This window comes from Rhodopirellula sp. UH5, from assembly GCF_056839225.1.
The window spans coordinates 1,201,367-1,214,496 of sequence record NZ_CM166390.1 but is presented as its reverse complement, the minus strand read 5'-3'; the positions used below and the strand labels follow the sequence as shown (position 1 = coordinate 1,214,496).

Genomic DNA, 13,130 nt, shown 5'->3' with positions numbered 1-13,130 from the left:
CTTTTTAGCCGTTTTGTTGTCGGCCAATTTGTTGGGATGCACTCGTTCGCCGGTGTCTTCCGACACGGCGATGGAGGGTGATGAGGCAACAGGAATTCAATCCCGCCTGGAATCTCAAGCGATCGGTCCAGTCGGCAAAAACGATCGGAACAGCGCGCCCTTGGAACCCGAGGTCACGCTGACGACGTCTCAGTTGCGTCCCGTCGCTGATCTCCAAGCGGGGTTCGTTGCTTCCGAAACTTGTCTGCAGTGCCACGCTGAGGAGCACCAATCCTGGGACGCATCGTTTCACCGGACAATGACACAAATCATCCGCGAGGAAACGGCTCCTGAATCCATTGTCAACAAACAGGTGGTCGTCAACGGAAAGCGTTACGCCTTCGAGAGACACGAGGACGCATTTTTCGTCACTTATGCCGATCCGTTCCGGGGAGGAATGGTGTTGCGTCGGGAACTGCTGATGATGACCGGATCGCATCACATGCATGTCTTTTGGCACGCGTCCGACCATTTGGGAACCCCAGCCCAACTCGACATTGTCTATCTGATAGAGGAAGAACGCTGGATTCCTCGCGATTCCAGTTTTCTGCAACCTCCAGACCATCACGCTGGGCTGGAATTGGGCACGTGGAATCGGACGTGCAGTCGATGTCATTCGACGCATCCTCGTGAGCGTTCGAATGAGCAGACACTGGAATGGGACACTCGCGTGGCAGAATTCGGCATCGCCTGCGAAGCGTGCCATGGGGAAGGAAAGGGGCATGTCCTTCGCCACTCCAACCGCGAAGACGAAGACTCGGAGGAGAGTTTGACGACGGAAGCCGTCACGGATCTGGTGGTGAATCCAGCGAAGCTTTCCAAGCGGCGATCCGCGGATGTTTGCGGCCAATGTCACAGTGTGTTTCTGCCCGATTACGACGTCGTGAGTTTGCAGGAGTATGAGCAGACGGGGAACCCGTTTCGCCCAGGCGATCGACTCGATGAAATCGGATTTTCGAGGGTCGTCCGTGCAACCGACGAACATCGCGACTCAGAGACGTTTCAACGCTGGTCAGAGATGGAAGATGTGGGCGGTGCGTTTTGGTCGGATGGCATGCCTCGCATCGCCGGGCGTGAATACAACGGATTGATCGAGTCGGCTTGTTTCCAACAGGGTGAAATGACGTGTTTGTCTTGCCATCAAATGCACCCGCCAGAAGTCCCAGGGACGGATCGAGAAACCCAATTGGCAAGTTGGCGGAACGATCAACTTGGTCAGGGGATGGCCGGGGACGATGCTTGTTTGCAGTGCCATGCGGAGATGGGAGAGCAAATCGAAATGCACACCCATCACGCGGTTGATTCCCATGGCAGTCGATGCATGAATTGCCACATGCCTCACACCACGTATGGGTTGTTGAAAACCATTCGCAGCCATCAGATTTCAAGCCCTTCGATCGAACAAAGCCGTGTCAGTGACCGGGCGAATGCCTGTTCGTTGTGTCACCTTGATCGAGGTTTCCATTGGGTCGCCAATCACTTGCACGATTGGTACGGCCAGCCTCTTCCGGATCGGGAGGCACCGGGAAACGAGGTTGATCTCTCGACATCGGCGTTGCATTTGTTGAGTGGTGATGCTGCTCAACGTGCTGTCCAAGTGGCCGCGATGGGTTGGGCTCCCGCCCAGGAGGCTTCGGGAACAGAGTGGATGGAACCGTATTTGTTGTTGGCCTTGAATGACCCTTACGATGCCATTCGGATTGTGGCGGAGAAGTCTCTACGCACACTTCCCAACCGAGTTTCCAAACCGATGGACGCGATGGCTCCTGCTGGTCAGCGGATGCAAGCGTTCAATGCGGCGATTGAAGCGATCGACAAGTCGCTTCAGATGGAGCCCAAACCAGAGGTCTTGGTCGATGAGGAGGGGCGTTTTGACTTCTTGCGAGCGAGAGAGTTTCTAGAACGAAGAAACCACCAGCCGATTCACTTGCGAGAATGACTCAGGCGTATCCAAGGCTTTTCGGAGTCGCCTTCGGTGACAACGTATCGATAGTTGGGTGGAAGGTTGGTGAGAGTTTGTTTGGATCCCGATGGCCACTGGATCGCGACTTGGCAGGGTTGCTCGGAGTCGCCGAGTGCAAAGTCCAACACGGCTTCATTGTTCGCCAAGAATCCGCCGTTGACCTGCCAGTTGGTCCAGCGTTGGGATCCTGATTGAATCTCCACCGTGGCTCCAACGGCGTCTCGTTCGCTATGTGTTCCAATCAATTCGAGCTGCAGCCAGGCTCGAGGGGCGGATTCGTTCTGCAAAAGCGTGGCTGGTTGGTCGAGATGATTGGCAAAGACGTCCGGCAGACCGTCTCGATTCCAGTCCAGCACCGCAAGCGTTCGGCCTAGTGTCGGTTGGCTCCAGAACTCATCACGCTGCCCAGCGTCAGCGTCGGTTGAATCGGAGACGAATTCGAAATGGTTGTCGTGACCTTGGAACAACTGAGGCAGCATTCGAAACGGCACGCCTCGATGCCGATGGTCGACAATGTGTCCATTGAGAACCATCAGGTCCGCTCGCCCGTCGCGGTCAAAGTCGGCGGCTTGGGTGCCCCATCCCACCGTTGGTTTGCTGCGTTCATGAATTTGCCAGTGGCGGCTGGAATGTCGGAACGTCTTGCCCTCTTCTTGAAGGTAGAGATCGGCTTCTTGATCCCAGTAGTTGGTCACGTGAAGGTCGGGCAGACCGTTGCGATCAAAATCCGCGAACGCCAGCCCCATTGATCCATGTCGTCCTCCCAGTTGGCTGCTCGCGATTCCAGAGAGAGAGGCTGTCTCCTCCGCGAGCCAAGTTGCTTGATTGGTTGGTGGCAGTTGGGAATCGGCGAGGAGGGAACCGTCAGTCACACTGGCGGATGCTCGCCGGCCACGATTTTGCCAGAAGTGGTTCGCATCGCCATCGTTCGCAATGTAGACGTCATTGCCCAGCTGGCCATTGAGATTGCCGAGCAGGACTGCGAAACCATGGCCTGCATTCGGAGAGGATCCTTCGGACCGCAAAAAGGATTGAAAGGCACCCCGTGCATCGAGCGTTAGCCAACGGTCAACGGCAGGTTGGAAACGACTGGGGCCGCAGGCGTCGTTGTCTGGAACGCAGGGGATTTCGAATGCGCTGGGATCGTCGATGTAGTTGACTTCGATGATCTCCGGCAAGTGATCTCCGTTGAGGTCACCGCAAGCGATTGAGGTGGTCCATTTGCCATCGCCTTCCCCCGGGAGTTCGGCCCGAGAGAAGGTTCCGTCACCGTTGTTTTTGAGAGCAACGTTGACGCCGATGTTGGCAACCAAAAGATCTGGAAAGCCATCTTGGTTGATGTCTGCGACGGCGATTCCCTGTCCGTACCCTCGGTCGTCGGTTTGTGAATCCAACGTGACGTCTTGAACAGAGTTCGCAGAGAGGTTGCGAAACAGTTGATTGGGGGTGGGGGATTGCGAGTCAAGGGCGTCGACGCCAGCTTGAGAGCAGTAGAGATCAACCCAGCCGTCACGGTCAAAATCCAGGACGCCCAATCCACCGCCTGTTTGTTGATGCAGATAAAACTTTTCGTCGGTCTGATCATCCCCGTTGTCGTACTGGAAACGGAGGTTCAGCAATGGGGCTACGTTGCGAAACCGAATGGGGGCGGGGACGGAGTTGAGTTGGGAGGAACCCTGAGGCTGGGATGAATGATCGCGGTCGAGCGTGGCTGAATCGAGTGCTGCCGGCAGCGGCCATTGGGATAGATTCTCGCGTGACCAGGGAACCGATGGAGCAAGTTGCAGAGCGGGGTTTGAGGCTTCTAGCTCCACCAGTTGCTTGCGTTTCTGGCTCAACGCGGTCTGATCGAGTGGTTGACTTCCCGTCATGGCAACCGCAATGCGTTCCCACGCAAGTGATTCCCACGGGCGTCCGAGTTCCGACAGCAGATCTGCCATTTCGCGATACTCGGCTGGGGTTCCCGACGCCAAACCAAAGATCTTCGCCAGTTCGGCGGTCCGTTCGAGCAGTTCGAATTGCCGCATGGCTTGCCCGGCCTCCTCGTTGAGACCGACTTGCCGCAACGCCCGAGCAACGAGAACAAGAGAGTTGCGGTCCGTTGGGTCGCGTTGAATGGCCTCCCCAAAACAGCGAATTGCCACCTCGTGATCGTTGCGGTGAGAAGCGAGTTTTCCTAAGGCGTGCCAGTACTCCGGTTCTTCCTGAATGTTCGAGGGAAGCGAGTGACGCCACGCTTGGAGTGACTCGAAATCCTGCAGATCCGCTAGCACGCGGCCTTGGAAGGCGGCGATTGCCGTCGATTCCGGGTATTTCTGACGGAGATCACTGAGCAGTTCATTGGACTCGCTCAATTTGGCTTCGTCGTGTTGTCGACGTGCCAGCGACAACGAAGCCAGGCTCAGTTTTGAAAAGTCGGGGGCCGAAAGCGATTCGTCAATGAACGCTTCTCCCCGAGTGATCACTGAGAAAAGGTCACGTTCACTGGCCTTGCCTTTGCGGATCAATGGTTGCAAAACACGACATGCCACGACGCGTTGCCCCGTCTGATTGAGGACTTCGGCCAACCGATGGCGGACGCGATCCTGATCGGTGGTCGTTTCCGTCGCATTCTTCAAGAGGTCGATGGCCGGTTCATAGGCGTTGGCCTGCAAGTACCAATCGACGGCCTTCAGTTTTGCCGCAGAAGATCGCTCGGGGTTGCTGTAGGGGATGGACGCAAGCAAGTCAGCGGCGGCGACCGGACTGCCGGATCTGTGTTGCACCTCGGCCATCAAACGCATGACATCCGTCCGGTCGGGATGGCTCATCAAGATTGGTTCGAGCATTGCTTCGGCACGCTCAACTGAGCCCAGTTTCAGTTCTTGCTTTGCCAATACGATTTGTTCGTCCACGTCCTGTTTGGAAGTGGCTTGGTTGGTTTCGTTGTGCTGCTGTTGCTTGCGCAGCTTTTCGAAATCGGATGGTTCAGCGGAGCACCCAACGATCCACCCCAGCCAAGAGAGCGTGAGCAGCATTGTGCCAACATTCAAACGTTTCGTTGAATCACCGAACATGCTTTTTCGTTGGAATCGGTTTTTCGATTCCCTCCACCAAGAGGTAGTCTTGCCCAGCGTCTAAACCTCGGAACAACTGGCTGAGTCCCGACGGCCAGTGAACCTGGATGTCGCTGGATGTGTTGCCGCTAGGAATTGGCAGGTTCAGCTTGCGTTCCTGGCTGCTCATGTAGCCGTCACCGGCAGTCAGCTGAAGTGTGCGTTGATCGTCGGGGTTTCGAACTTCCACGGTGGTGCCGATTGCATCGCGGTGTCCGGTCGTTGCTTTGAATTCCAAGCCGATGGACTCGCAGGCAGGCATGGACTCATTGATGAGCAAGGCAACGGGTTCGTAGAGGTGTGTGATGAGCGCGTCCGTTCGGCCATCGTTGTTCGCATCCAGAGTGACCAATGCGCGTCCAAGATGCGATTGCTCAAAGTAGGACCCGAGGGAGTCATTGGGAATCTCTTCCCAACGGCCTGACCCCAAACGTGTGAACAGTTGAGGTGGCATTTGATACCCGATGTCGGTGCGTCCGGTGTCGCTGACATGCCCATTGGTGATCAGCAGTTCGGTTGCACCATCCAGGTTGAAGTCGGTCCACGTGGCGCCGAAACCGAGTTGATCCAGCGAGGGTTCGTAGAGTCCCACCGCATGAGTCCGGTCTTCCCAAAGACCAGGGGCGACTTGTTCGTAGTAAGTGTTGTGTTCTTCTGCGAAGTGGGTGAGAAAAAAATCCAGGTCTCCATCACCGTCGGGGTCACCAACTGCCATTCCCATGGACGCCTGGGAATTGGATTGCCCGCTCATCGCCAATCCCCTCACCGTACCAATGTCGGTCAGCCGTGTTGTCTGCTCAGGCGAGCTTCTCTCGTTGGTGTGGGCGGAATGAGAGGAGGACCAGAGATGATTGACGGACATGTCGTTGGCGATGAAAAGATCGAGTCCTGGGAGTTCGTCGAGCTGTCCAGCAATGATTCCCAACCCACGGCCGATGCTGGTCGGTTGCATCCACTGCCGGCTGGCGTTTTGAAAGCCGCCCTTGCCGTCGCCACTCCAGATGTGATCGGGACTGGCTTCGAATTTCAAAGGAGGGCAGCTCGAAAGCTTGCCGTTTGCTTCGCTTCGGCACGGGGTTTCGTAGGGGGCCATCCCACCGCAGTAGTTGACTTCGAACAGGTCTGCATTCCCGTCTCCGTTGACATCGGCGATGACAGCGGAGGTGGTCCACTCGCTGCCCACCAATCCCACGTCATCCGTTGCATCGGAGAAGGTTCCATCTCCGTTGTTGCGATACAGGCGGTTGCGACCGACATTCGCGTCAAACAGATCCGGAAATCCATCGTCGTTGAAATCGCCTGATGTGATGCCTTGAGCGAATCCGGTGTCCAGGTATTTGCTTGGGGCAGTTGCGTTCTGAAAATGCCCCTCCAAATTTCGGAACAGTTGATTGGGCGACGAATTTTTGAGCAGCGGTTTGCCATCGAGATTGGCGAGCGCGACGTCGGGCCAACCATTCAGATCGAAGTCGAGCACGGCGGCGCCGCCTCCCGTGCTTTGATAGATCCAGTGGCCTTCGGATTCTGCTTCGGGGGCCAATGAGACCGTGTGCTTCAACCCCAGTACAGCGGCTTGTTCGAGAAATTGAAGGGGTGCGACATCGATTTGATTGGCGATTTCGCGAACGCGATTGCTGGATGCGTTCCACGACACGGTTGGCAGATCGCTGACCTGGATGGAATCCGCTACCAAGCTGGATTGGGACTGCCAGGGCGTGTCGGCGCGCAGACGAGATCGGATTGCCAGATGCGCTTGTTCGATGCTCGGAACGGGATCCTGTGTGAGGGATTTGGCAAGCTGGGTCCAGGCCTCGGCTTCCCAAATCCGACCTAAATCGACCATGCGATAGGCAACTTTGAGTGCTGCAAGCTGGGACTGGGAGTTTCGTTCCAGAAACGTTTTGACGGCATCGTTCAAGCCAGCGATGTGATCGAATCGTCGTGCGACTTGCTCGGCTTCTGCTTCCCGGCCGAATTGTCGCAAGCTGGCTTGCAGATCTGCCAGGGAGGGCCCGTGATTGGATTGATGCAGGCGTGCTGCTTCGGTGAATGAGCGGACTGCTGAAGCGTTGTCGCCCGTGAACTTCGCCCACATGCCCGCGGCATTCCAGTATTCCGGAAGAGTTTCCAATCCGGGCGGTTTTGTCTGACTCCATTGAAGCAAATTCGAACGGCTTTCGGCAACATCAGGATTCGCCACCGCAAGTGAAACCAACGCTTGACCCTGCAAGGCCCACGCAGGAAGGAAGTCCGGATGCTGCTGGAGGACGGGGGTGAGTTGTTGCGTGACTGCCAGCCAGTCTTGTTTAACGGCATCCAATTTTGCGAGTGCGAAATGCGGTCGGAGGTCCTCGGGGGCGCGGCTCAACAGTTTGTGACAGAACTCTGGGTCGGGTTGGACGCGATCGGGATTGGAAAGCACGACCAGGCTCTCTTCGTCGCTCAGGTTGTGCTGGATCAGCCACTGCAGCGGACCAATCGCCTCGCGATTGAGTCCAAGCACGGTGACCAGTCCGGCCAGGTCATACCGTGGACGTTCCAATTCGGGGTACGTGGAGATCATTTGCTTCAAAACCTCCACTGAGTCATAGGCCAGTCCATTGGCCATCAGATGCTTCGCCAATTTGTTCAGCAAAGCATCGCTGGGAACGGCTGTTTGCTCCACTGCATCACGGTACCACTGAATTGACTGAGCAATGTCGCCGGTCCGAGCAGAGACATCACCCGCCAATTCCATCGCCAGCTCATCGGTGGGATTGGCCAGCAAGTGGTCACGAAGAGCTCGCTCAGCGGATCGGAAATCGCCACGACGCACCGACTGAATCGCTTCCTGGTAGTGAGTGTTGGAGGCCTGGGGCGAGTCAACCGAAGCGGCATGGTTCTCGGCTGGCGGGCTGGGTGCGTCCTTGGGCGATGCATCATCTGAGCCGTTGCATCCCGAGAGCAGGCAGCACAAGAGGCAACTGCCCACGGCGTCGATGACGATCCGGGTTCGGGGCACGGGGGGCTCAGGAATGTCCGAGTGGATAGGGTGTGTCAAAGCAATTGCAGAGTTGTTTCGTAACGGCGTCGAGACCGTTTGGGGATGTCATTGAATCGAAAGAAACAGGCATCGAATGAAAACGTCTCTCTGCATTCAGTCCTGCGTTCGAGCCGCGATACCATCTAAGATAACGGATTGCCCGTTAACGACGCGTCGAGTCGCCCTCTCATTCGCAAAGCCAAAATTGATGACGTCTTCTTTGCTTCGATTCGAATGCTACTCGCTCTGCCGAGAATGGTTCGTTCTTGTTTTGTTCGGCGTGAGCTGTGTGAGCGGGTGTGGTCGATCGGGATCCGAACCAGCGGCTTCGACGGACCAGCCGTCCGGATCCACTCCCAGGGAAGTGGCGAAACGAGCTGCGACAACGGATCGCAACGCCGCTCCGATCGTAAAGGATACGGCGAAAGCGTTCGATGAGTTGCTCCGTTCGTCAAAGTTTTCTGAGGCGGAAACGCTGCTCAAGAGTGCGGTGGAGCGGGATTCGGACGATGTCACGTCCCGCCGCCTGCTAGCACAATTGCTGAGTGCCCAAGGGCGTCGGTATGAGGCAAGCCAGCACGTGCGTCAGCTGATCCGAATGCGGGTGATTGAACATCACGAATTGCTCAGTCTCATTGACCTGAGTGGGCCGTTTTCTTTGGTGCACTATGGTGGGATGCCCGGAATGGGGCCCGAAACGATGTTCGGGTTGGGAGATGCCCGCATTGCCTATTTCTCGCCGCGGGCTGAAGCGGACGTCGTCCTGCCCATGCTAATGAAGGTTCGTCGCAGTCATCCCGACCATTCAACGGTCGTGGCGTTGACCGGTCGCGTGCTGGCTGAAAACGCACGATGGGACGAACTCCAAGAATGGATTTCTGAACTGCCGGACGATGTCAAAGAAGTCAAAACGTCGAGGTCAGTCGCTGACGGTGTGGCAGGGATGGATCGACCGATGACATTGCCGGATGAACCTGAATTCTGGTTGGCGATCGGAATTTGGTTGGCACACGGAAATCAGCACGTGAAGGCCGTGGACGCATGGGCGGAAACGCTTCGTCGCGATCCAACCAACCGCGCTGCGCTCCGATTGATCGTCTCGACGACGGAGAAGCAGTTGCCGGAATCTTCGAAATGGCACAAGCAACTTCCACGACTGCGACAGTGGATGGGCGATCTCGACAAGGTTTTTCGGCTCGCTCGGGACGCCGATGCAGAGCAAGCGGAGTGGATCGCAGAGCGAATGCAAAGCTGGTTTCGTCCTTGGGAGTCAGCGGCATGGACGAGACGGGCCGGGCAAATGACGGGCAAGCTTCCCGGTCTGCTTCCGGAGCTTGAGCAACGTAGGCAAGCCTTGTTGGTTTGGGAGGCAAAAGCATCAGAGTCGCAGATCCAGCAGGCGCGACTTCTACGGACCGTGGGATTTGCCCCGGAACCGTTTCGAATGCCAACGTTGAACGACTCCATTGAGATCGCTGGCGCGACCGAGAGATCCTTGCAAACACCGCTGGTCTTCCACGATGTGGCCGCAGAATTGGGGATCAACACGGCTTTCACAAACGGGTATCCAGCCGATGGGAAGGAGTTCTATTTGCATGAAGCCAACGGCGTTGGACTGGCTGCTTTGGACTACGACTTGGACGGTCGCTGTGACACCTATTTCGCTCGAGCTGGGGGCGATCCGAACAAGATGAATTCACGACCGAATCAACTCTATCGCCAGTTGCCCAACGGGCATTTTCAAGAAGTGACCGACGTCTGCCAGGCCGGCGACCGCGGGTATGGACAAGGGATCTGCGTGGGTGACGTGAACCAGGATGGTTTCCCCGACATTCTTGTGGCGAACATCGGACGAAACAGCGTCTATGTCAATCAAGGTGACGGTACCTTTCGGCTCGATCCCAATCGGATCGTCGGCAACGAAAATCGGTGGACATCCAGTTTGGGGCTCGCTGACTTGAATGGCGATGCGTTGCCCGAATTGGTCGAGATCAACTACATCGACGATCCGTCCGCCTTCCAAGTGAAGTGCTCACCTCCATTCGACAACTGCCAACCACAAAGCTATCGCGTTGCCCAAGACTATGCCTATGAAATGCAACCCGATGGGACCTTGATCCCATGGGAAGCAGTGTGCGATGCGATGGCTGCACGTCCAAAGCTTGGGTTTGGACTGATCATTGGAAACTTTGACAGCCGCTGTGGAAACGATTTTTTTGTTTCCAATGACGGTGACCTCAATCACTTTTGGGTCTCGGAGTGTTCCAGTCCCCCCGCCGATGGAGAAGGCTTGGGGGGGAGAGATGGAAAGAGTGTTCAATCAATTGCCGGGATGATTGAGAATGCCGGGTTGGCAGGTTGTGCGGTGGGCCGCAGTGGTATTGGAGAAGCCTGCATGGGGATCGCCGCTGGGGACTTCAACCGAGACGGTCGGTTGGACCTTCATGTGACCAACTTCCATAAGGAGTCTGTGAATCTGTTTGTGCAGACAGCCGGAGGATTCTTCGCCGATGAATCGCTGGCGTATGGGTTGGACACGCCCTCGCGGTCCACCACAGGCTTTGGAACCCAAGCAGCTGACTTCGACAACGATGGCTGGCTGGACCTGGCTGTTTTGAACGGTCACCTGTTTAACAAAAATTCTCAGGGTGTCCCGTTCAAAATGCTGCCGCAGTTATTTCGCGGCGGGGAGCGTGGGTTTGTATCAGAGCACACCCAGATGAGCGGTTCATATTTCGCAGGTGAACAAATTGGACGCACACTCGCGCTATTGGACTACAACGGCGACGGGCGGATGGACCTCTTGGCAAACCATCTTGATCGACCGGTCGCATTGCTGAGGAATGACACCCCTTCGGAAGACTCCGTTCAGCTCGAATTCATTGGAAAACACGGCGAAAAAGCGGCTGTGGGTGCCATCGTTGGGCTGTCCTACAACACCGAAACCGGCGGTCAGAATATGACTGGTTTTGTCCTTTCCGGAGGGGGTTATATGAGCACCGGTCAGGGTTTGATGCACGTTGGCTTGGGCGAATCAACGGGAACTGTCACTCTGAAGATTGCGTGGCCTTCCGGTTTGAAAGAGACAGTCGTAACGCTGCCGGTCAACCAACGGTATCAAATCTTAGAAGGCTCTGGCGTGATCAACGCCACTCGCTATGATAGATAGTGTCGGTGAGGTTGCCTTACCATTCGATTAGCGATCGCTTCCACTCCCGTTCCTCCTTCTCGGCGGGCGGTTTGTCTTGTCTTTTCGGCGATCGATTTCTCCCCCACTTTTAGGTCTGACGATATGTACCGAAGCGTTGTGTTCTCATTGTTCTTGTCTCTTGGATGCATTGCGTTGGGAGGGTGCGGGCCAAGTGGGGATGCCGAGTACGACCCATCCGAGGTGCCTGCCATGACGGAAGACGAGAAGCAGGCCCAAGAGGACTACGACGCTCAGATGGAGAAGGACTTCAAGGAACAGTACGGCAACTGAAATCTTGATTGAGGGTTGCCTTTCGTGGAGACTTCCTCGGGAGCGTGAATTGGATTCGATCAAATCGAACGATTCTTAAGAGACGTGGATGGACGATAGGTGTTGATAGAAGGGGCATTGTTCCCCTTGGGGCACATTCAAGGTGGCATCAGCGGATCTTCATTGATGGTCACCAACAAAGACTTTCTTTTCTTTTCTATTTTTGGATTTTGAATTTTATGAGAAGCAATCAAACCCGACAGGGTTTCACTCTTGTCGAACTCCTGGTCGTCATTGCGATCATTGGGGTTCTCGTGGGGCTCTTGCTGCCGGCTGTACAAGCTGCACGAGAAGCCGCGCGTCGAATGAGTTGCAGCAACAACTTCAAGCAAATGGGGCTGGGACTGCACAACTACCATGCTGCTTACAACAAGCTGCCAAAGCACAAAAGCGGCACGCACATCGATGGGGGAAACAACTACACCCACAACCGTGGTTATCTTTCCTTCTTGGTTGGCATCTTGCCTTTCGTTGAACAACAGGGCATGTGGGAAACCATTTCCAATCCGTTCAACTTTGATCGGAACGGGAACGCTTTGACCGCTCCCAACACCTACGCCGCGATGGGCGGAACACCCTGGAATGAGGACTACCAACCTTGGTTGACTCAGGTGCCGATGTATCGCTGCCCGAGCGATCCTGTCGTTCCCGCGCCGACACAGGTTGCGTTCACGAACTACGCTGCCTGCACGGGTGACGCATTCTTTGAACAACATCACAATGGTTATCAGGACGGGAACGGTCAGCCCAGCGGTGACGGGACCTGGGGATCCACTGCAGGGAATCGTTGGGCTCGTGGAACATTCCACGGACGAAACTTCACCGGATTCCGTGATGTCCTGGATGGTCTGTCCAACACGATCATGTGTGGAGAGATTGTCGTGGGCAATGGCAACCGTGAAATCTTCAACTCGATTCACCGGGACGGGAACGTCGCCAATCTTCCGCCGAGCCATTGGACGACTGCGGGCGTGATTGATCCGGCACGTCCTCAGTTCTGGTCCGACAGCGCCAACTGGGACAGCAATCCCAACCACCAACGTGGTCGTCGTTGGGCGGACGGGCGTCCAACCTACACCTCGTTCATGACTATCGCGCCACCGAATAGTTTCAACGTCTGTCGTGGCGAAGGCAACTTCGGTATCTACTCCGCTGCCAGTCGCCACCAGGGTGGTGTGCACATCTTGATGGGAGACGGTGCCGTGAAGTTTGTCACCTCGTCGATCGATGCTGGGAACCAGGATCATGTGGCTTACGGCCGTGACAATGGCGACGGTCGTGGTGCCAACGGCGGTGCGGGACGCGAAAGTCCCTATGGCCTCTGGGGTGCTCTGGGCACCAAGGGCATGAAAGAAGTCATCGACACTGAATTCTGAGGCTCGTTCCTCTGATTTGAGATCACGACCGCGTGGTGCTTCAAGCACCACGCGGTTTTTTTATGCGCGTGCAGGTGAAGTCGATCCGATCGCAGACAGAAACGGACGGGTGCAT

6 protein-coding genes are annotated in these 13,130 nt (G+C 56.1%); 4 read left to right on the top strand and 2 right to left on the bottom strand.

Annotation, left to right across the window (positions count from 1 at the left end; translation table 11 throughout):
• The first annotated feature begins 70 nt into the window (after positions 1 to 70).
• Complete coding sequence (locus UH5x_RS04405) at positions 71 to 1,978, top strand: hypothetical protein (protein ID WP_482636124.1); 1,908 nt, start codon at positions 71 to 73, stop codon at positions 1,976 to 1,978.
• On the opposite strand, the gene UH5x_RS04400 is transcribed toward UH5x_RS04405, so the two are convergent.
• A complete protein-coding gene (locus UH5x_RS04400; RefSeq protein ID WP_482634847.1) occupies positions 1,963 to 5,058 on the bottom strand; it encodes an FG-GAP-like repeat-containing protein in 3,096 nt (1,031 codons plus the stop codon). The two genes, UH5x_RS04405 and UH5x_RS04400, sit on opposite strands and share 16 nt — an antisense overlap.
• A complete protein-coding gene (locus tag UH5x_RS04395; protein WP_482634846.1) occupies positions 5,048 to 8,137 on the bottom strand; it encodes a CRTAC1 family protein in 3,090 nt (1,029 codons plus the stop codon). Before UH5x_RS04395 ends, UH5x_RS04400 begins: the two co-directional genes overlap by 11 nt.
• Before the next feature lie 421 nt (positions 8,138 to 8,558).
• On the opposite strand from UH5x_RS04395, the gene UH5x_RS04390 reads away from it, so the two are divergent.
• The 3 genes from UH5x_RS04390 (at position 8,559) to UH5x_RS04380 (ending at position 13,015) form a co-directional block, all read left to right on the top strand.
• Complete coding sequence (locus UH5x_RS04390; protein WP_482634845.1) at positions 8,559 to 11,288, top strand: CRTAC1 family protein; 2,730 nt, start codon at positions 8,559 to 8,561, stop codon at positions 11,286 to 11,288.
• 138 nt (positions 11,289 to 11,426) lie between these two features.
• Complete coding sequence (locus tag UH5x_RS04385) at positions 11,427 to 11,600, top strand: hypothetical protein (RefSeq protein ID WP_236696664.1); 174 nt, start codon at positions 11,427 to 11,429, stop codon at positions 11,598 to 11,600.
• Between the two features lie 218 nt (positions 11,601 to 11,818).
• A complete protein-coding gene (locus tag UH5x_RS04380; protein WP_047816980.1) occupies positions 11,819 to 13,015 on the top strand; it encodes a DUF1559 domain-containing protein in 1,197 nt (398 codons plus the stop codon).
• Positions 13,016 to 13,130 lie beyond the last annotated feature (115 nt).

Coding starts and splice junctions, on each gene's coding strand:
- UH5x_RS04405 (WP_482636124.1), top strand. CDS start 71: ATGGAGGGTGATGAGGCAACAGGAATTCAATCCCGCCTGGAATCTCAA.
- UH5x_RS04400 (WP_482634847.1), bottom strand. CDS start 5,058: ATGTTCGGTGATTCAACGAAACGTTTGAATGTTGGCACAATGCTGCTC.
- UH5x_RS04380 (WP_047816980.1), top strand. CDS start 11,819: ATGAGAAGCAATCAAACCCGACAGGGTTTCACTCTTGTCGAACTCCTG.